Source organism: Marinobacterium halophilum, from assembly GCF_003014615.1.
Taxonomy (GTDB): domain Bacteria; phylum Pseudomonadota; class Gammaproteobacteria; order Pseudomonadales; family Balneatricaceae; genus Marinobacterium; species Marinobacterium halophilum.
The window spans coordinates 1-20,270 of sequence record NZ_PYGI01000015.1; the positions used below are offsets into that span (position 1 = coordinate 1).

19 protein-coding genes are annotated in these 20,270 nt (G+C 57.9%); 7 read left to right on the forward strand and 12 right to left on the reverse strand.

Annotated elements, in window-relative coordinates; genetic code table 11:
• The 4 genes from CLV44_RS10935 to CLV44_RS10950 form a co-directional block, all read right to left on the reverse strand.
• Positions 1 to 776 (reverse strand): thiolase family protein (locus CLV44_RS10935; protein WP_146139996.1); only part of this gene is annotated, 776 nt, incomplete at its 3' end.
• A gap of 21 nt (positions 777 to 797) precedes the next feature.
• The gene (locus CLV44_RS10940; RefSeq protein ID WP_106592158.1) at positions 798 to 2,627 is read right to left on the reverse strand and encodes a long-chain-acyl-CoA synthetase; all 1,830 of its coding nucleotides are present in this window, start codon (positions 2,625 to 2,627) and stop codon (positions 798 to 800) included.
• 41 nt (positions 2,628 to 2,668) lie between these two features.
• Complete coding sequence (locus CLV44_RS10945; RefSeq protein WP_106592159.1) at positions 2,669 to 3,298, reverse strand: nuclear transport factor 2 family protein; 630 nt, start codon at positions 3,296 to 3,298, stop codon at positions 2,669 to 2,671.
• 7 nt (positions 3,299 to 3,305) lie between these two features.
• Positions 3,306 to 4,037 carry an SDR family NAD(P)-dependent oxidoreductase gene (locus tag CLV44_RS10950; RefSeq protein WP_106592160.1) on the reverse strand — a complete coding sequence of 244 codons (732 nt, stop codon included), beginning with the start codon at positions 4,035 to 4,037 and terminating at the stop codon, positions 3,306 to 3,308.
• 229 nt (positions 4,038 to 4,266) lie between these two features.
• Here CLV44_RS10950 and CLV44_RS10955 point away from each other — a divergent pair, with 229 nt between their 5' ends.
• Together CLV44_RS10955 and CLV44_RS10960 are read left to right on the forward strand one after the other, a co-directional pair.
• A complete protein-coding gene (locus CLV44_RS10955) occupies positions 4,267 to 5,097 on the forward strand; it encodes an alpha/beta fold hydrolase (RefSeq protein WP_106592161.1) in 831 nt (276 codons plus the stop codon).
• Between the two features lie 51 nt (positions 5,098 to 5,148).
• Positions 5,149 to 7,278 (forward strand): NAD(P)/FAD-dependent oxidoreductase, encoded by a 2,130-nt coding sequence (locus tag CLV44_RS10960; RefSeq protein WP_106592162.1) that lies wholly within the window; start codon positions 5,149 to 5,151, stop codon positions 7,276 to 7,278.
• Between the two features lie 79 nt (positions 7,279 to 7,357).
• Here CLV44_RS10960 and phrB read toward each other — a convergent pair whose 3' ends face one another.
• From phrB to CLV44_RS10980, 4 genes are read right to left on the reverse strand one after another with little or no spacing between them, the layout of a single operon-like run.
• On the reverse strand, positions 7,358 to 8,755 hold the full coding sequence (gene phrB / locus CLV44_RS10965) for a deoxyribodipyrimidine photo-lyase (protein ID WP_106592163.1): 1,398 nt from the start codon (positions 8,753 to 8,755) through the stop codon (positions 7,358 to 7,360).
• Positions 8,756 to 9,724, reverse strand: coding sequence for a YbgA family protein (locus CLV44_RS10970; RefSeq protein ID WP_106592164.1), 969 nt, complete (start codon positions 9,722 to 9,724; stop codon positions 8,756 to 8,758).
• 14 nt (positions 9,725 to 9,738) lie between these two features.
• A complete protein-coding gene (locus CLV44_RS10975; protein WP_106592165.1) occupies positions 9,739 to 10,398 on the reverse strand; it encodes a ChrR family anti-sigma-E factor in 660 nt (219 codons plus the stop codon).
• Positions 10,395 to 11,015 carry a sigma-70 family RNA polymerase sigma factor gene (locus CLV44_RS10980; RefSeq protein WP_106592166.1) on the reverse strand — a complete coding sequence of 207 codons (621 nt, stop codon included), beginning with the start codon at positions 11,013 to 11,015 and terminating at the stop codon, positions 10,395 to 10,397. The genes CLV44_RS10975 and CLV44_RS10980 overlap by 4 nt, the downstream gene beginning before the upstream one ends.
• Before the next feature lie 148 nt (positions 11,016 to 11,163).
• Between CLV44_RS10980 and CLV44_RS10985 the strand changes: the two genes are divergently transcribed.
• From CLV44_RS10985 to CLV44_RS11005, 5 genes are read left to right on the forward strand one after another with little or no spacing between them, the layout of a single operon-like run.
• On the forward strand, positions 11,164 to 12,537 hold the full coding sequence (locus CLV44_RS10985; protein ID WP_106592167.1) for an NAD(P)/FAD-dependent oxidoreductase: 1,374 nt from the start codon (positions 11,164 to 11,166) through the stop codon (positions 12,535 to 12,537).
• Positions 12,537 to 13,334, forward strand: coding sequence for a DUF1365 domain-containing protein (locus tag CLV44_RS10990; protein WP_106592168.1), 798 nt, complete (start codon positions 12,537 to 12,539; stop codon positions 13,332 to 13,334). Before CLV44_RS10985 ends, CLV44_RS10990 begins: the two co-directional genes overlap by 1 nt.
• Positions 13,321 to 14,583, forward strand: a complete 1,263-nt coding sequence (locus CLV44_RS10995) for an SAM-dependent methyltransferase (protein ID WP_106592169.1) — start codon at positions 13,321 to 13,323, stop codon at positions 14,581 to 14,583. The genes CLV44_RS10990 and CLV44_RS10995 overlap by 14 nt, the downstream gene beginning before the upstream one ends.
• Positions 14,580 to 15,905 (forward strand): MFS transporter, encoded by a 1,326-nt coding sequence (locus tag CLV44_RS11000; RefSeq protein ID WP_106592170.1) that lies wholly within the window; start codon positions 14,580 to 14,582, stop codon positions 15,903 to 15,905. Before CLV44_RS10995 ends, CLV44_RS11000 begins: the two co-directional genes overlap by 4 nt.
• Positions 15,906 to 15,921: 16 nt before the next feature.
• Positions 15,922 to 16,479 (forward strand): DUF3833 domain-containing protein, encoded by a 558-nt coding sequence (locus CLV44_RS11005; protein ID WP_106592171.1) that lies wholly within the window; start codon positions 15,922 to 15,924, stop codon positions 16,477 to 16,479.
• A 39-nt stretch (positions 16,480 to 16,518) separates the two neighbouring features.
• Here CLV44_RS11005 and CLV44_RS11010 read toward each other — a convergent pair whose 3' ends face one another.
• The 4 genes from CLV44_RS11010 to CLV44_RS11025 all read right to left on the reverse strand — a co-directional run bounded on the left by CLV44_RS11010 (position 16,519) and on the right by CLV44_RS11025 (position 20,216).
• Positions 16,519 to 16,989, reverse strand: coding sequence for a nuclear transport factor 2 family protein (locus tag CLV44_RS11010; protein WP_211298129.1), 471 nt, complete (start codon positions 16,987 to 16,989; stop codon positions 16,519 to 16,521).
• Positions 16,986 to 17,765 carry an SDR family NAD(P)-dependent oxidoreductase gene (locus CLV44_RS11015; RefSeq protein ID WP_106592172.1) on the reverse strand — a complete coding sequence of 260 codons (780 nt, stop codon included), beginning with the start codon at positions 17,763 to 17,765 and terminating at the stop codon, positions 16,986 to 16,988. Before CLV44_RS11015 ends, CLV44_RS11010 begins: the two co-directional genes overlap by 4 nt.
• Positions 17,765 to 18,451 (reverse strand): DUF6134 family protein, encoded by a 687-nt coding sequence (locus CLV44_RS11020; RefSeq protein ID WP_106592173.1) that lies wholly within the window; start codon positions 18,449 to 18,451, stop codon positions 17,765 to 17,767. Before CLV44_RS11020 ends, CLV44_RS11015 begins: the two co-directional genes overlap by 1 nt.
• Positions 18,452 to 18,533: 82 nt before the next feature.
• Positions 18,534 to 20,216, reverse strand: coding sequence for a methyl-accepting chemotaxis protein (locus CLV44_RS11025; protein WP_106592174.1), 1,683 nt, complete (start codon positions 20,214 to 20,216; stop codon positions 18,534 to 18,536).
• Positions 20,217 to 20,270: the final 54 nt, after the last annotated feature.

Genomic DNA, 20,270 nt, shown 5'->3' on the forward strand with positions numbered 1-20,270 from the left:
TCACCGAAGCCTTTCACGAACGCCGGGCGCTTCTTGGTCCGCGCCGCCACTTCCTTGGAGGTGACGATCACGGCGGCACCACCGGCCACCGGCATCACGATCTCCAGCACGTGCAGCGGGTCTGCCACCATCTTGCTGCCGAGCACATCTTCGATGGTCATCGGCTTGCCATGGAACATCGCATTGGGGTTGTACTGGGCGTTGGTACGCTGATCCACCGCCAGCTTGGCCATGGCCGTCTGGTCGTAACCATACTGCGCAGCATAACGCTGGGCGATCATGGCGTAGCCGGTGTTCTGGCCAAGATGACCATAGGGCAGGTCAAACTCGGCTTCGGGCGCACCAAATGCCGTGCTGTGACCACCGAAACGCATCGCCTGCGCCATCCACGCCGGATCTTCGTTCGGACCGAACGGGGCCATGCGCATCGGAATCACACACAACACCGCTTCACACAGACCCAGCTCGATCGCTGCCGCCGCACGCCAGATCATGCCAACCGAGGTACAACCACCCAAATCGACCACTTCAGCAAAGTTGACCTCGATACCGAGATACTCGGCCGCCATAGCCGGTACGAAGACAGATGCCTCGTGGAACTGCGGACCGTTGATGACCAGACCATCCAGATCGCTGGCCTTGAGGCCTGCATCTTCAAGCGCCTGTGCCGCCAGATCGGCCACCTGTTCAAGGTGGAACATCTGTGGCGCCGTGGCATATTTTTCCGGTTTATACTGAGCCGCACCGACAATCGCGGCTTCTCCTCTTAATCCCATCGTATTCTCCCGACGCCTTTTTTATTGGTATTCAAACGGTGGCAGCCCGGCATCGGCCAGTGCTGCAGCCGAATACGGACGGTAGGTACCCGCTTTATCATCGCGTACATACAGCGGATCCTTGCAGTGTTCCGGGGCATAGCCCTGACGCTGCAGATCCACCTTGCGCAATTTAAAGGTGGTGGTCATGTCGGCAGCCGCACTGACGCGCACGAACAGCGGTGCAGCATAGCGCGGCACCCGTGCCTCGGTCAGGTCATACAACGCCTGCGGATCGAATGACTGCCCTTCCTGCATGACGATCGCGGCCATACCGGCACGGCCTTCATGCTCAGGCACCTGCACACCGTAGATGTTGATCAGTTCAGCACCGGTGAAGTCGCCCAGCGCACTGGCCACTTCCTGAGTCGATACGTTCTCGCTTTTCCAGCGGAAAGTGTCGCCGATGCGGTCAACAAAGTAGAAGTAGCCATCTTCGTCGTAACGCAGCAGGTCACCGGAACGCCACCAGCTATCACCTTCGGAAAATACGTTGCGCAGGATCTTCTGCTCGGACGCTTCTGTAGATGTGTAGCCTTCAAAACGACCACCGCCGATTTCGGGATGGTTGATGATCATGCCGATGCCTTCGCCCACTTCACCCGGCTCGCACAGGATATAGTGGCCCTGCTCATCACGCAGGTAACTGTCAGTGGCCACGTCGTAACGCACGAGACGGAAGTTGGTCTTGTTCCAGTCCGGCACACGGCCACAGGAGCCGATGTAGTTGTCCACGTTGATCAGGTTGGTATTGGCCTCGGTAGAGCCCCAGCCTTCATACACATCCATCTGACCAAAACGCTCAATCCAGCGCTGCCAGGATTCAGCGGTCAAACCGGCCCCCATCATGCAACGCAGCTTGTGTTCACCACACTCGGTTTCCTGATTCAGCAGGTAGCGGCAGATTTCACCGATGTACTGACAGACGGTCACGTCGTTATCGCGCACATCCTGCCAGAACCGGCTGACACTGAACTTGCGGCGCACCAGAATGGTAGCACCGGCGCGCAAGGCAGTGGAGGTGACCGAGGTGGCGGCCGCGCCATGATACAACGGCAGGCAGCAGTAAAAGACATCATCGGACTTGGCACCGATGGTGACTTCCATCACGTCACCGGAACACAACCAGCGCATGTGGCTGTAGATAGCCGCCTTGGGCAGACCGGTGGTGCCAGAGGTAAAGATCAACAGGGTCGGCATTTCCGCCTTGATACCCTTGCGGTGGACAGTGTCGACCTGGGTACGCGGAGCCGATTCAAGCTGCTCAATATAGGCGCTGCTCAGACTGGCCAGATCCTCTGCAGAGGCGGGCTTTTCTGCATCCGGCAGCAGCCACAGCGGCACGTTAAGATCCGGCGTCTGAGCGAAGTTGTGCGCACACTCTTCACCTACGATCACCGCCTTGGCCAGGGTGGACTCCAATGCATGCTGCAGCGGACGGCCGTTGATCTGGTTATTGATGAACGCCACCACCACACCGATTTTGGTCAGGCCAAACCAGGTGGAGAAGAATTCGGGGCGGTTTTCCATCGCCATGGCGCAGACATCACCCGGCTTCAAACCGCACGCCAGCGCCGCATGGGCAACCTGGTTGGCCTGGGCGTCAATTTCGGCATAACTCAGCCGACGGTCACCATAGATCAGGAACGGATGGTCGCCCAGACTGGCGGCCTGCGCTTCCAGACGATCGGCCAGGGTGTAATGATCAAGCGGCTTAATCAGGCCAGCGGCCTGCGCACGCTGATCCATCTTCAGCTGAGTCTCGGCACGCGACGGCACGGCCGCCTGCGGGACAGAAAGAGTTGAACTCATGTGCTCATTCCCTCTTGTAATTGATAGATGCTCGCTAGTCCTTAGCGCACACGGATTCGGGGCGCGGGTGTATCACCGCGCATGGTCTGCAGGAACTGGTCCATCGGTGCGGGCGCGGCCACCTGAGGCAACACATCGGCATCCGGACGCTGGCTCCAGAATGCCTTCCAGGACGGGAACAGTCCGTGGAAGGTTCCTTCGTACGGCTCACGACCCGGCCAGCGCATCTTCATATCGCCGATGGGCGGCTTGTTCAGATCGGTGGCGTACCAGTAGCACGGCAACCGGCGGCGGAAAAACCACTCGCCGTCGATGCGCTCGTAATCGTCCCAGTACAACATTTGCATGATCACCCACTCAGGACCGGTCTCATGCTCGTTTTTGGAATACACCACACCGATGGCATGGTCAGCATCAACAAACTCGATGATGTGCTGCCCGAGGTGATGAGACGTCCCCGTGAACTGATCCCGCAACGTGGAATCAACCCAGGCCTTCAGATGTTCGCGACCAACCTTTTCACGGCCCACCCGGATGTCCGGTGCAAACAGTCCTACATGAGCATCGATATCGCGCATATCCAGCGACAACGAGTACTTGCCCGCCAACTGCCGAATCGCTTCAGTCGATTCAAGGCGGTCGATACGCTGTTCCAGTGTCATCTCAGTCATAGCCACCTCAGATGAAGACCATGCCGCCGTTAACGGCGATATTCTGACCGGTGATGAAACCGGCATCGTCGCTGGCCAGGAAGGACGCAACACGAGCGATATCTTCCGGCTCGGCCATGCGACCCAGCGGAATCGCACTGATCATCTGCTCCATCCACTCGTCAGGAATGCCCTGCATCATCGGCGTGTTGGTTGCGCCGGGTACCAGCGTGTTGACGCGGATACCGCTGGGCGCCAGTTCACGGGCGATGCTGCGGGTCAAACCGATAACGCCGGCCTTGGAGGCGACATAATGGCTGGGGCCTTCGCCGGACATGGCTGCGGAGCTGGAGACATTGATGATGACACCGCTGCCGTTTTCGCTCATCAAGCGCGCGCCTTCACGGCAGCACAGGAAGGTACCGGTCAGGTTAACGCCGATAACGCGTTCCCAGTTTTCATCCGGCGTATCCAGAAAGGCATCAACCGAACCAACGCCGGCATTATTGACGACCACATCAAGACGGCCGAAGGCGTCCTTCACCTGCGCCATGGCACCTTTCACCGACTCGCTGTTCGAGATATCACAGGCGATGGCGATCACGTTACCTTCGGCGGCGGCTGCAGTGGCTTCAGCCGCTTCCTGATTGATATCGATGGCAGCCACCTTGGCGCCCTCGGCTGCAAAATGCTTAACAATCGCCTGACCCATACCCTGTCCAGCGCCGGTTACGAATACCACCTTGTCCTGATGCTTCATTACTCATCCCCCCCATGCACACTGAAGTACATGGATATCCGGTTTTTGTTATGGAATGCATCTTCGATCAGCCACGCAAGGCCGACATCGTCCATCAAGACTAAGCCTCCCGTACAGACCGACTGGTCTGAACGGACGATGCTGTTGATGCCGCCCAATAAGAGGATGGACGCGAAAAGTTCTGACTGTGGTGCCTGCGGGTGCCCGGGCCAATAATAAGGAGAACAGCATGGATCATCAGGATCTGCCCCTGCCGGTCGGCCAGTACGCCCAACTCGAAAACGGTTTGACTCTGCACTATCTGGACGTGGGTGAAGGCCCCGTCGTACTTTGGCTGCACGGCAGCGGCCCCGGTGCCAGCGGCTTCAGCAACTTCAAGACCAACTACCCGATCTTTGCCGAAGCGGGCTACCGTAACATCGTCCTCGACCTGCCCGGCTTCGGCCGCTCCAGCAAGCCGGAAGATGCACACTACAACCTCGACTTCTTCGTTGAGTGTTTGAACCAGTTCCTGCAGGCGACCGGCATCGAACGCTGCACCCTGCTGGGCAACTCTCTGGGCGGTGCCATTGCTCTGGGCCAGGCACTGGCACACCCGGCAACGGTTGAACGTCTGGTATTGATGGCTCCGGGCGGCGTGGAAGAGCGTGAAACCTACTTCCAGATGGAAGGGATCAAGCGCATGGTCGAGGTGTATGGCCAGGGTCCAATGGGTGTGGAAGAGATGCGTCAGGTGATGCAGCTGCAGCTGTTTGATTCATCCCAGCTGGATGAAGAGCTGCTGAAAGAACGTGCCGCCGTCGCCGTCACTCAACCGGCCAATCTGTTCTCCACCATGATGGTGCCGAACATGACCGAGCGTCTGGGTGAGCTGACCTGCCCGATCCTTGGTTTCTGGGGCAGCAACGACCGCTTCAACCCGGTTGAAGGTGTGTTCAAATTCCTCGATCACGCACCGCATGCACGTTTCCTTATGCTGAACCGTTGCGGCCACTGGGTACAGGTAGAACATACCGATCTGTTCAACCGTACCTGTATCGATTTCCTGCAGCAGGGTTGAGGTCGCGACCGCCGCGACTTCATACTCACAGCAGACTCAGGAGTGATGCCTATGGCCGCTTATGAACACCTCGTTTCTCCCGGAACGATCGGCTCGATGGAGCTGAAAAACCGCATTCTCATGGCCCCGATGGGGTCAAACTATGCCGAGGAAGACGGTCGCTGCGGCGAACGTATCCAGGCGTTTTACGAAGCCCGCGCCAAAGGCGGCGCAGGTATGCTGACCATGGGCGTGTGCTCCATCGCCTATCCGGCGGGTACCGCCGAGCCTTACCAGGTTGGCATCTCTTCGGATGATTTCATTCCGGGACTGAAACAGCTCACCGACCGCGTCCACCAGCACGGTGCCAAGATCGCCATGCAGCTGCAGCACGCCGGTAAAACATCGGTGCGCGATCTGGCCGAAGGCCGTGAACTCTGGGTACCGTCCATGCCACCGGCCGCCAGCACCGACATGTTCAGTGCCCTGACCCAGTCTGAACTGGGCCGCTTTATCAGCTCCTCAAAAGGGCGCGAGAAAGGCGGTGTGCGTATCCGCGTCATGGAAAAAGACGATATCGCCCAGATGGTGACCTGGTTTGCCGATGCCGCCGAACGCGCTCAAAAGGCCGGTTTCGATGGTGTCGAGATCCATGCCGGTCATACCTATATCATCTCCGGCTTCCTGTCGCCCTACTACAACAAGCGCGACGACGAATACGGTGGCCCGCTGGAAAACCGCGCACGTCTGTTACTGGAAGTGATTCATGCCATTCGCGCTCGCGTTGGCAACGACTTCCCGCTGTGGATGCGCATGGACGCCATCGAGCTGGATCTGCCGGGCGGCATCAGTCTGGAAGACGCCACCCGTACGGCACAGATGGCACAGGACGCAGGCCTCAACCTGGTCAGCGTCTCGGCTTACGCCAACCTGAGCACCGGCAACGCCTTTACCAAGGCACCGATTCCGCACGAGCGGGCACGCTTCCTCGACTGGGCCGCGCACATCCGCAAGCATGTGAACATTCCTGTGACTGCGGCTGGCCGTCTCGATCCCGAGGTGGCCGACAAGGCCATTGCCGATGGCAAGTGTGACTTTGTGGCCATGGGCCGCAAGCTGCTGGCCGACCCGGAACTGCCCAACAAGCTGGTCGAAAACCGGGCCGCTGACATCCGTCCCTGTATCTATTGCTATGCCTGTGTCAGCCAGATTTTTGTCAACGAGCGGGTCAAGTGCGCGGTTAATCCGCAGACCGGTCATGAGCAGGAATTGCAGATTATCGCGTCCGATAGTGCCAAAAACGTGCTGGTGGTGGGCGGTGGACCCGCCGGATTGGAAGCGGCACGGGTCAGCGCCCTGCGCGGCCATAAGGTGACGCTGGTGGAAAGCAGTGGCCGCCTGGGTGGCACCCTGTTCTTCGCTGCGCTGGCCTATCCGGAAAACGGGCCGTTGCTGGATTATCTGATCAAGCAGGTACGCGACCTGCCAATCGAGGTGCGTCTCAACACCCATGCTGATGAAGCATTGATCGATCAGCTGAAACCGGACCAGGTGATCGTCGCCGTCGGTGCCCGCCGCAATGCACCGGACATTCCGGGCGCAGATCAGAAGCATGTATGGTCCGGTGATGAACTGCGCAAGCTGATGACCGGTGAAGGTGCGGATATTGCCAAGCGCAAGCTCAGCGTCACCCAGCGGGTGATGATGAAATCCGGTTCGCTGGTCGGGGTCACCAACAGCACGGAAGCGATGCAGAGCCTGTCCAAACTGTGGATGCCACTGGGCAAGCACGTCACCATTATTGGCGGCGGATTGGTCGGTCTTGAACTGGCTGAATTTCTGGTCGAGCGTGGACGTCAGGTGGAAGTACTGGAACCGGGTCCGGATCTCGGTGCCGAGCTGTCCATCGTCCGTCGCTGGAAAGTACTGCACAACCTGGAAGAGCACAGTGTCAAGCTGGTCAAGAACGCACAAGTGCAGACGATTGGCAAAAAGAGCCTCAATTACTCCGATAGTGAAGGCAACTGTCACGAAATCGCCACCGATTCGGTGGTACTCGCGATTGGTGCCGAAACCAACGACTGCCTCAGCCGCTGCGTCGAAAAGCGTGGCATCGAGGTGATCAACATCGGTGATGGGGCAGAAGTCGCTTACATTGAAGGCGCACTGCGCTCGGGCATGAAGGCCGCAGTTTCGGTCTGATCCGCTCTGATCGGCCGCCCTGCCAAAAGCACGGCGGCCTGCTTCGCATTACCCCAACCTGACCGCTGCGGTCAGATTGCTATTCCGCACCCGCCGCATAGTCATCCAGCGCCGCCTGGCGTGCCTGCTTGTAGTCGATGATCGGGGCCGGTCGACCCTCGCGCTGACCTGCACCGGGCAAATGCCGTGCCTTGGGCTCCAGATGAAGCAGCTCAGGCAGCCACTCGGCCAGAAATTCGCCATTGGGATCGAACTTCTGACTCTGCAACAGCGGATTGAAAATACGGAAATACGGTGCCGCATCCGCACCGACGGATGCACTCCACTGCCAACCGCCCAGGTTGGAGGCAAAATCCCCATCGATCAGTTGCGACATGAAAAAGGCTTCACCGCGCCGCCAATCAACGCGCAACAACTTGGTCAGAAAGGACGCCACTATCATGCGCAGCCGGTTATGCATCCAGCCGGTGGCCAACAGCTGCTTCATCGCCGCATCGACGATAGGGAAACCGGTTTCACCCGCCTTCCAGGCCTCAAACAAGGCGTCGTTATCCTGCCAGGTAATACGGGCTTCCGTTTCCGGACGGAACGGCGTAAGCCGACTCAATTCCGGGAAGGAAACCAGCAGGTGACGGTAGAATTCGCGCCAGACCAACTCATTCAACCAGGTACTTTCCAGCCACCCTTCCGCATCCTGTGCCTGCTTGAGTGCCGCCAGGCATTGGCGCGCCGACAGCGCACCGACGGTTAACGCCGGCGAAAGCCCTGAGGTGCCATGACGCGACGGGAAGTCACGCAAGTGGGCGTAGTCAGGTTCCTGTTCGTGGATAAATTGCTGCAAGCGGGCATGCAATGCGTCATCGTCGACCGGATAAGCCGGGTCGCGCGCAGAACGTGCACCGATGAACGGCCCTGCAATCGCACTCCGAGCAGCTGATGACACCTCATGCTGCGTTCGCAAGGGGGACGGCAACGGCCCGTGATCACTCTGCAACAGACGTTTTAACCACGCCTTACTGAACGGGGTAAACACCTTGAACGGCGTACCTTGCCCGGTCACCACCTGTCCCGGCGGCACGATCAAGTCACCGTGGTACCCCTGCGCAACAACCCCGGCGGCAGCCAGGCACTCACAGACCTGACGGTCGCGATTACGCTCATTCAGCGGATACTCGTAGTTGAAGTGCAACGCCGTTGCACCCTGCTCCTGTGCCAGCGTCAAAATGGCCTCGGGGCAATCGGCAAAGTGTTGCAAATCAAGCCGGATCAGTTCAACACCGGCGGCCGCCAGCTGTTGTTGCAGCCAGTCAAGACGACCATGCCAGTAACGCACGCGAGCCTCGGATTCGTTGTGCTGTGCCCACTGTGCCGGAGTCAGACACACCACTGCCTTGACCGGGTCGCCCGATGCACAGGCAGCTGAAAGTGCCGGATTATCGGCAACACGCAAGTCATTGCGAAACCAGACCAGTTGCATTCAGATATAATTCCTTAAACCGAGCTCGTAAGGGTGCGGGTTAAGATAGGTCTGCTGACGAATATAGTCCGAGCCAAAACGCTTCACGTAATGCTTGAGCAATGTCAGCGGCACCACCAGATGAACATGTTCCTGACGGTACTGTTCAATGCAGGCCAACACTTCCTGCTTACAGTCACTGTCGATATCACGCTTGAGGTAGCCCAGCAGATGCATCAGCACGTTGGTGTGACTCTTGCGAGTCGCCTTGTGCGCCATGTGGTACATGAACCGGCCCAGGTAATGCTCGGCAATCTGCTCCAGCGGCAATGCATGCGCATCCGCCAGATAGCGGCCCAGCTCGCGATATCCTTCATAATGATGCGCCATCAGCAGATATTTCTGCCGACTGTGGAACTGCAGAATCGTGTGATAGGACAGGTTGGTTTCGACGTTGTTCTTCCAGTCGTCGTACACAAATACACGGGTAATGAAGTTTTCCCGCAGCACTGCATCGTTCAGACGCGCCTCTTCCTCAAGCGGCAGGTTCGGGTTGCACTGGCGCAGCGCCCGCACGAACACGCCCTGATCAGCATGATGCGGAATCCCATTGCTGTGGTAGACCTTGACCCGCTCCATACCGCAACTGGGCGAACCCTTCATCAAAATGAAGCCGCGCAAATGACGATGACGCTCGGCAAAGTCCTCCCCTACCCGCATCAGATCATCAGTTACATCCATATCCGGATCGGTCGTACCCACGGCACGCGGATGCTCGCCTTCCGGCCCCATCAGGCGAATGGGCTCACGCGGGATACCAAGACCGATGGCGACTTCAGGGCAAAAAGGTTCGAATTCGAAACAGTCGTCGAGCACATTCAAACAATAGCGCGACTGTTTGTGGCCACCGTTGTAACGGACTTTCTGCCCGGTCAGGCATGCACTGATGCCCACCGGGATTCTACGTTCCAGCAAAGGCTGATCCGACATCAAGACGGTTCCTGTCAAAGGCCGATGAACGGCTGCACCAACCGTCCCATCAAACCAGAGAATTTCAACGGCGCATCGGTAGCGATCAGGCAGATACAATCTTCATTGGTATCCACAATCGGTTGATGACTAACGTCATCGTCCAGATCCGCTACATCACCCATACAAAAGCGCCCTATTTCATCGTTATACGACCCGCGCAGAATAAGGGTCAGTTCGTTGCCGCCATGGGTATGGTGAGGTACCGAGACTCCGGGTGAAATACGCAGCAAGCGAGTCGCTCCCGGGCCATCAAGTTCCAGATCAAGCTGGCGCACGCCATAGCCGATTCGCTTCCAGGGCAGCTGATCTATCGGCTTGCCCAGCATCTGCGCCAAGGGGGCCGGCAGCTCTGCAGCCGCAGCCGATGACACCGTGTCGTGTTTAACCGAAGCAAACTCCTGCTCCGGCTCGTCCAACCGTGCCAGCACTGCATTGAGTGCATCGTCATTCAGACGTGTCGGTGCCAGTTGATTCAGTAACGCACCACCAATCGCATCAGTCTGTTCACTGCGCTCACGGCAGTGCGGACACCAGTGCAAATGGCAGGCAACCAGTAACGCCATGCCTTGCGGCAAGCTACCGGCAGAGTAAGCCATCAAAGTGGCATCGTCAAAATGATGGGTAATATTCACGCGTCTTCTCCCCAGTGAGCCTTGAGCTTACTGAATGCTAACCTGAGTCGGGATTTGACACTGCCCAGCGGGATACCCAGCTGGTCAGCAATCTCCGAGTGACTCTTGCCTTCGTAGTAGGACAGGTGCAATACCTGTGCCTGGTTCTCGGGCAACGTATCAATGGCGGCTTTCATTCGCCCTTCAATGACCAAATGCTCGCCCATGTCCCGATGGTCCGGGTCTGGTTCCTCTTCCGGCAATTCATACAGGGCCATTTTCTCGCGGCGCATGCGGTCAATACTCTGATTACGCGCCAACGTAAAAATCCAGGTACTGGCACTGGCCTTGGTGCGATTGAACAGGTGCGCCTTGCGCCACACCAGCAGCATCGCCTCCTGAGTCACTTCTTCCGCCGTTGCATCCGGCATGCCAAGACGTAAAATGTACGACTTGACCCGAGGGGCAAAGTAACCGAACAGCCGGGCAAATTCAGATTTGTCACGTGTCTCGGCAAGGTTAGTGAGACAGGCGCTCCATTCATCCCGCACCTGCTTCCTCCTCTCCTCAGATGTCGTATTCTGTGGGGTGATAGCGGCAGCGTTCACATCGCCTCCTTCGGCATCGTTTTCCTGCATTTGCTCTCCATACGCATCCGTGGCTGAAAGGGATCAATCATTTCATCTTTATTCGTTTACAGGATTCTGCTGTCCATGTCGATGATCTGCTCCCGCCTACCCGGTCGTAACAGCACCCAATCAGGTACACTTACAGGATGACCCCAACATGAGCATTAAAGTGATCAGACCTCAGAAGATCGCGGTGATCGGCTCCGGCATTTCCGGACTCGCTGCAGCCTGGTTGCTGAACAAGCAACATCAGGTCACGCTATTCGAGAAGGACGATCGTCCCGGCGGGCACTCCAACACTGTCAATGTCCCTACGCCCGGCGGTGAGCTCGCGGTTGATACCGGTTTTATTGTGTACAACCCGGTTAACTACCCCAATCTGGTCGAGTTCTTTCAGGCGCTAGGAGTACCCAGCCAGAAAACAGACATGTCCTTTGCTATCTCGGTTAACGCCGGAGCGCTGGAATATAGTGGCTGTGGCCTGCGCGGCGTGTTCGCGCAAAAGCGTAATCTGCTGCGGCCTGGCTACTGGAAAATGCTGGCCGATCTGATGCGCTTCTACCGTGAAGCTCCCGAGCTGATTGATGCACCCGAAGTGCAGTCGCAAACATTGGGTGAAATGCTGGACAGCCGCGGCTACGGCAAGACCTTTATTCACCAGCACCTGATTCCGATGGGGGCTGCCATCTGGTCAACGCCTGCCGACCAGATGCTGGCGTATCCGGCAGTCACTTTTCTGCGTTTTTGCCAGAATCATGGCTTGGTCCAGCTCAAGGATCGCCCCCAGTGGCGCACCGTGACCGGAGGCAGCCGAGAGTACGTCAGCCGGGTATGCCGCGAATTGGGCGACGGCCTGCGTCTGAATAGCCGTATTCACAAGATTCATCGCCGTGCCGGTAAGGCGGTAGTGGAGTTTCTGCACGGCGAAACCGAAACCTTCGACCATGTCGTGCTGGCCTGCCACGCGGACCAGGCGCTGTCGCTGCTGGCTGAACCAACGGCGGAGGAACAGCGCCTGCTCAGTGCGTTCCCCTATCAGCGCAACCGTGCGTTACTGCATACCGACGACAGCCTGATGCCTCGCCGCAAGGCCGCATGGGCCAGCTGGAACTACCTGACCGACAGCCGCAGCACCCACGACCAGCCCGATGCCATCTCGGTGACCTACTGGATGAACAACCTGCAGCACCTGCCACCTGAGCACCCGGTATTCGTTACCCTTAACCCGGTAGATGAACCCGCCGAAGGCAAGATTCTGCGCAGTTTCCTGTACGATCATCCGGTGTTCAACCTTGACTCGATCGCGGCCCAGAAGGAGATCTGGTCATTGCAGGGCCGACAGAACACCTGGTTCTGTGGTGCATACTTCGGTTATGGCTTCCATGAAGACGGCCTACAGGCAGGCCTGGCCGTAGCCGAACAGCTCGGCGGCATGCGCCGCCCCTGGACACTGGATAACCCCAACAGCCGTATCCACGTCCGCGCCAACGAGAAGCCACGCGTAGTCTGGCTGCCCGGAGCGGTAGCATAATGAGCCGTTCCTGCCTCTATGCCGGCCACGTGATGCATCACCGGGTGAAGCCCTCTGCGCACCGCTTCATCTATCGTGTCACCTCGATGCTGCTGGATCTGGAGGAGCTGCCGTTACTGGATACCCGGCTGAAATTCTTTTCACGCAATCGCTTCAACCTGTTTTCCTTCCATGAGCGTGACCATGGTGACGGCAGTGACCGCCCATTGATTGAACAGGTGCGTACCACCCTGAACGAGCAGGGTCTGGCGCTGGGCCAGGGACGGGTCGAACTGCTTTGCTACCCGCGCCTGCTCGGCTATGTCTTCAACCCGCTCAGCGTATTCTACTGCTACGACGAAGACGACCGACTGGCCGCCATTATTTATGAGGTCAGCAACACGTTCAAACAGACACACAGCTACCTGATTCCGGTGGATGCCACGGTGACCGGGCCTATCCAGCAAAGCTGTAACAAGGACTTTTACGTGTCGCCCTTCATCAGCATGGCGACCCGCTACCACTTTCACCTGCAACCACCCGAGCAGCGCGTATCCGTACGCATCCGCCAAAGCGATGACGAGGGAACGGTGCTGCATGCCACGTTCACCGGCACCCGTCGTCCCCTGAGCGACCGTGCATTATTGAGTACCTTTTTCCGCTATCCGCTGATGACCCTGAAAGTTATCGCCGGAATCCATTGGGAGGCTCTGCAGATCTGGCGCAAGAAAGTGCCGCTGCAGCCACGCCCGGCACCACCCGCATCACGGATCACGCTGGTGACCAACCAAGGGGATGAGACCCATGAAACCATCTGAATACCGCAGCCTGACCCAGCTGGAGGCGCTGCCACGTACCGGCTGGCTCAACCGCTGGTGCCTGAAAGCCCTGTTCAATCACCTGCCTGATTTCGACTACGGTACCCTTGACCTGCAACTGCCATCAGGCCAGCTGTTGCAGTTTGGTCAGGCACGGGAGGATGAGCCCCGTGCCGAGGTACGCATTCATCATTACCGGGCGCTACGTCGTCTGCTGCGTGCCGGCCCTATCGGCTGGTCGGAAGGTTATATGGACGGTGACTGGGACAGTCCAGATCTGGTTTCACTGTTTCGCTGGGCGCTGGGCAACGAAGCCAGTATCCAGCGCATGGCCAAAGGCAACTGGCTGCTGCGCGGTATCAATCGTCTGCGCCATCTGCGCCGCGCCAACACCCGCAGCGGTTCACGCCGCAACATCGCCTATCATTATGATCTGGGCAACGATTTCTACTCACTCTGGCTCGACCCCAGCATGACCTACTCGGCTGCTCTCTATGCTGAAGGAGCCAACAATCATGGCTCTGATGCCCTGCATCAAGCGCAACTGAACAAGTACCGTCGCATCTGTGAAATGCTGGCGTTACAGCCCGGGCAGCATGTGCTGGAAATTGGCTGCGGCTGGGGCGGCTTTGCCGAATTGGCCGCGCGAGAATTTGGTGCCCAGGTGCATGGTGTCACTCTGTCGGTGGAACAGCTGCAATATGCACGCGCACGGATCGAACGTGCGGGTCTTAATGAGCAGTGCCGCTTCACCCTGACCGACTACCGTGACCTGACCGACACCTACGATCACATTGTCTCGATTGAGATGTTTGAGGCCGTGGGTGAAGAGCACTGGCCCACCTATTTCGATCAGGTGCATCAATGCCTGAAACCCGGCGGCACGGCCGTGCTGCAGATAATCAGCATTGAAGAAGCACGCTTTGAGCAGTACCGCAGCAGTGCTGATTTCATCCAGACCTATATTTTCCCCGGCGGCATGTTGCCGAGCCCTGAGCGCCTGCGTGCGGCCGTTGCCGATGGCGGCCTGGTGCTGGAACAGGAGCAGACCTTCGCCCTGGGATATGCCGACACCTTGCGTGAGTGGCGACACAGCTTTATTGAGCAATGGCCGCGGATTCAGGCACTGAATGCCAATAACAGCTTCGATGAACGCTTCCGTCGCATGTGGCTCTACTACCTGGCCTACTGCGAGGGCGGCTTCCGTCATGGCAGTATTGACGTGGGCCTGTACCAGCTGAGCCGATGAGCCCACCGCTGACGCCTGCACAGCTGCTGGCCTACGCGCTACCGGCCCTGCCACTGGCGATCCCCACGGTCGGTCTGTATGTCCTGCTGCCCAGCTGGTATGTGGAAAACTGGGGGCTGACACTCTGGTTGACCGGCCTGTTGTTGCTGCTGGCCCGCCTCAGCGACCTGATCACCGACCCGCTCATTGGCCACTGGCTTGACCGGGGCCGGCCACAGCGCTTTCGCAGCTTCATTCTGCTCGGAGCCATGTTGTGTGTGCCCGGCTTACTGTTACTGGTACATCCGCTGGGCACCGCCCCCGCAGCGTCTCTGCTGGTGGGTTCCATGCTGCTGTATCTGGGCTGGACACTGGTACAGATACCCTACCTGAGCTGGCTGACGGCCCTGAGTCGTAACAGCTATCAACGCACCCGTGCCGCCAGTTGGCGCGAAGGCTTTACGCTGGCGGGCCTGCTGTTGTCGGCGGCCCTGCCGGCAGTCGGCCTCAGCCTCGGTGCCAGTACGGCCGACGTGCTGTTATGGGTCGCACTGGCCACACTGCTACCCGGCGCTCTCGCTCTGACCGGCCTGCTGCGGCGCACGCCACTGCCCAAACAACCCTCAACCGGTTTTGCTGCATCTGAAACTAAACAAAACCTCTGGCGTACGCTGCATGACACGCTGGGGCACAACCGCCCGGCACGCACATTACTGGGCAGCTGGCTGTTCAACGGTATCGCCAACGGCGTGCCGGCGGTGCTGTTCCCGCTGTACATCAGCCGCACTCTGGGCGGCGACGAGGCTGATCGCGGACTGCTGATCCTGATCTACTTCGGTGCCGCCATCCTGTCGCTGCCCTTGTGGCTGGCGCTGAGCCAACGCTTCCACAAGGTTCGAATCTGGCAAGGGGCGATGCTGTTCGCCGTGCTGGCATTTATCCCGGCAACCCTGCTCGGCAACGGCGATCTGCTGCTGTTCATCCCTGTATGTGTATTGACCGGGCTGGCACTGGGGGCCGACCTGGCCCTGCCTCACGCCCTGCAGGCGGATGTCTGCGATTGGGACAAAGCCTCTTTCGAACGCGAGCGACGTGGACTGCTGTTTGCCTGTTGGAACGGCGCCAACAAGTTGGCACTGGGCATTGCGGCGATGGTCGGACTGGGCTTGCTGCAACTGGCAGAGTATTTGGCTCCGGCCCAATCACCACTGTTACTCGCGCTGATCTATGCCGGGGTACCCTGCGTAATGAAAGTCATTGCAGTGGTCTGGCTCAAGGATTATCCGCTGCAACTGCCAGCTACCGTGCGTCGGACTGGTATCCGAGATAAGCACCTGACATAAACCGATGGAGAAGCTCATGCGGATTAGGCAGGTTTTGATAGTGCTGCTGACTGTATTGGTAACCGGATGCTCGCCAATGAAAACTGACACGTTAAGCCAACAAGGCCCAACACTGAAAATTGAAGACTTCTTCCAGGGCAAGGTTTATGCCTGGGGTATTTTTGAAGACCGCTTTGGTAATTTGCGCCGCCAATTTCAGGTCGAGATCGACGGTGACTGGGATGGTGACCGTCTGGTTCTGAATGAAAAATTTCTGTATAGCGATGGCGAACGCGATCTGCGCGTCTGGACCATCACACCCACCGGCGACGGCGAATATGAAGGCCGAGCCGACGACATCATTGGCACCGCTGAGGGAATCAGTGAGGGTAACCGGTTGAATTGGCGCTACAAGATGGAGCTGAAAGTAGGTGATGGCAGCTGGAAAGTGGCGTTCGATGACTGGATGTATCTGCAACCGGGCAACGTCCTGGTGAATAAAGCTGAAGTGCGCAAATGGGGTGTTCAGCTGGGCGTGGTGACGTTGTTCTTTATCCACGCCGACCAGCTCAAGGACGCTCCGTTCGTGCTCTGAGCTACCCCATCAGGCAATCGCTCTATTGATTCTCTTGACTCATTCGGCGGCGGAAATACGTCGCCGAATCTTACGCAGCAAAGCACCCACCAGTGGTAGCCTGAGATAGATGGGCGCACTGTCCCAGTAATCCAGATGCTCACATACCCGCCCTTGCGCATCGAGCAAAATACGTGTGCAACCCTCCACTTTCAGCATACCAATCACCGGCAAGTCGGCACTGAAGTGCCACCGCAACCAGCCGACCTGTTGCACCTCATGCCAACAGATATCATCAACGCTGAAGTCCGGCCGACCGGCACGCTGAAACATGTCCATCAACAGATGGTGCATGGCCTCACGTCCGTGTAGATCATTGAACGGGTCACGAAAATGGACATCTTCACTGGCACGTGCACAAAGGCTATCGACCATCTCCGGCGTCAATGATGCAAACGCATGGGCGTAATCAATCAGGGCCTGCTCATGACTGGACGGGGTATGGAGCACTGATGTGTTCTGTTGACTCACAGCCCGGTCCCCTTTTTGACCCAGCGAAAATACAGACCATCGGGCAGTAATCGCAGCAAGGCCAACGTGCGGGCAAAGGCTTTCGGAAAACGAATCTCGAAGCGGCGACTGTGTAGCCCGGCGACCAGCTGCCGGGCAGCATCCTCCGCTGAAATCAGCTGAGGCATCTCGAACGGGTTCTGGTCGGTCAGCGGGGTTTTGACGAAGCCGGGATTAATCACCTGCAAGCGGACACCACTGCCTTGCAGCTCCACTTGCAGCGCTTCACACGCATTGATCAGTGCTGCCTTACTGGCACCATAAGCTGCTGCTGTCGGCAGGCCGCGATATCCTGCCAGTGAGGCCGTGCAAGCGATCTGCCCAGACCCCCGCAGACGCATCCGCGGCAAAATAGCCTCCAGCCCTGTAATCACGGCAAAATAGTTGATCTCCATGAGCTTACGGCAGGTGTCCTGATTCAACTCGGCCAACGGCATCGGCTGGTGGTCACCGGCGTTGAGCAGCACCAGGTCAGGCAGTTTCCACTCGGCTTCAATGCGTTCCAATGCCTGCGCGTAGGCACCGGATGCCGTCACATCCATCGGCAACGGCAGAATACGCCCATAGAGATCATGCCCCCTCGCCTCCCGTTGCAGAGCTTGCAGCGGTTCAAGACGACGGCCGCTGACAATCACGTCCGAGCCTTCAGCCGCCAGGCGTAACGCGGTAGCACGACCAATGCCGGAGCCAGCGCCGGTGATCCAGACCAGTGGCCAACGGGGCAATGCGGTATTCATCAACTTTCCTCCCGGGTATTCATTTCGGTCGATGACTGCAGGCGCACACGAATACGGCTGCCATCGCGGGCACTGAACTCCATGCCAAGCCAGCGACCCCGTTCATCGTACCAGCTGAGGGTGTTTTCAAGATCGCCACCAAGACGGTATCTGCGCGCTGATACTGTGCGTTCACCCACCTGCAGCTCATCTTCCCCCTGCAGTTCAACTTTCAACTGACTCACGTTGCCGGTCAGGGTGTTCAACAACTGTGTCTGCTTCATCAACAGCGGGTGCCAGTGGTTGGAGGTCAGCAGGTTATCGCCCAGACGCTCATCACCTGCATTATTGTTCAGGCGGTAAAGGCCATCGGCACGGCGGTTGAAACGATACTCACGAGTATCACCATCATCATCGATGTAGACCTGCATTGCCGCCAGACGGCCCGACTCCCACTGCTCTCGTGCCCGGTAGCGATAGTCATAATGAAACAGCCCCAATACGGAAATCTGCAGTTGCATGGCCACATCGACATCAAAGCCGCCCTTTGCCTGCGATTGAAAACTCAGTCGATACTGACCGATCGACTTACCCTTGCGCTCGACCGCATACAGCGCTTCAGCACCATACAACTGCAGTGGCTCGACTGCATGTGCCGGCAGCGCCAGCAGCAGTAAAAACAGACTCTTCGCTAAGTATGAACGCATAAAAAATCCCCCTAGGATTGATACGCTCACACTGGGAGAGCGGTTCAACCACAAGGAGGATTCAAGCACCCGCGTGCCTTAATTAAACCCTGAAGCGTGACACCAAATCGTTAAGATGCCGTTCCAGGTCGCTCATTTGACTTGTCGTGCCTGCCAGTTCCTCTGCATTCCGGGTCGCCTGATCGGCGATATCAGCGATCTGCTGGACGCTCTTGCTGATCTCATCCGCAACCGCCGTCTGCTCTTCAGCCGCACTGGCGATCTGCGTATTCATCTCGGTAATGGTGCTGACCGAGTGCGTGATCTGCTGCAAAGAGCTGCGCGCATTGTCGGCACGGACGATCGTTTCCCGGCTTTGAGTTTGTGAGTTTTGCATTTCGGTGACCGCTTTACGGGCACCGTTTTGCAACCCTTCGATCATGCGCTGAATTTCATCGGTACTCTGCTGGGTACGGGTAGCCAGAGTACGGACCTCATCCGCCACAACCGAGAACCCGCGTCCCTGCTCGCCAGCACGGGCCGCTTCGATGGCGGCATTCAATGCCAGCAGGTTGGTTTGTTCAGCGATTTCACGAATCACGTTGATCACACTGCCAATCTGGTCAGCATCGGTGCCCAGACTCGCAATCACATCCGCTGAACGGTTGACGTCATCGGCCAGACGGTTGATCGCATCAATCGTCTGCTCAACCACTTTCTGGCCATTAGCCGACTCAACATCCGCCTCGCGCGCCGAACCTGCCGCCTGAGCCGCACTGCCCGCAACCTGCTGTACCGCGGCTGCCATCTCATGAATGGCGGCAGCCGCCTGTGAGGTTTCACCTTTCTGAACGTGCGCATCTTCATGCGCACGTGTCACAACCTGTTTCATCGAATCGGTCGACTGGCTCAATGACTGCACTGCGCCCTTCACTTCCGTCACCAACTGCTGGATTTTTTCGACAAAATCATTGAAGCCACGAGCCACATCGCCGACTTCATCATTGGTATCAACCGGCAAACGACGGGTCAAATCCCCCTCACCTTCAGCGATATCCTGAAGCGCAGCGGCAGTCTGCTGCAACGGCCGGATCATGCGCTGAGCCACGACCAGGTTGATCAGCGCAACGATACCGAGCAACACCAGCGCCGAGACGGCGATCAGCACCAGTGTGGCATGGACAGACGCCCGGATCTGCTGCTCCAGATCGGCTGCAGCCGCGTCGATATCATCGATATAGAAACCGGTACCGATCACCCAGCCAAACCCTGGAGCCTGCTCGGAATAGCTCAGTTTCGGTGCCAACCGGCCGGTTTGAGGCTTATCCCAGACATACCGGGTATAACCACCACCGGATTGCGCCTGACGGATCAATTCCTGGACAATGGGCACGCCATCCTGGTCCCGAGTGTTGATCATATTCTTGCCCGGCTGTCCCTGCGGAGTGCGCTGGACAACATTATTGCCCTGCGGGTCATAGCCAAAGATATAACCATCCTCACCAAAGCGCATGGCATCCAGAATCTTGGCGGCCAGTATTTCCTGCTCATCACGGGTCAGGTCGCTGCGTGCCCGTATGGGGCTGATCGCCGTGATCGCCTGCTCAACGTAGTGCTTCAACTCGGTCTGCTTAGCTGACAACATCTCCGTTCGTATGCGCTGTACTTCTTCGCCACCCATTTCCTGCATTTCCATGCGGACAATGAGCATCACCGCGATGACTACGACAGCCAACGGGAGCAGGGACAGCAACAGCAGTTTACTTTTCAGTTTCAATCCAGACATGGTAAAGCACCTTGCGCAATACGGAGATATTTCTATCTTATGCAAAACCACGTT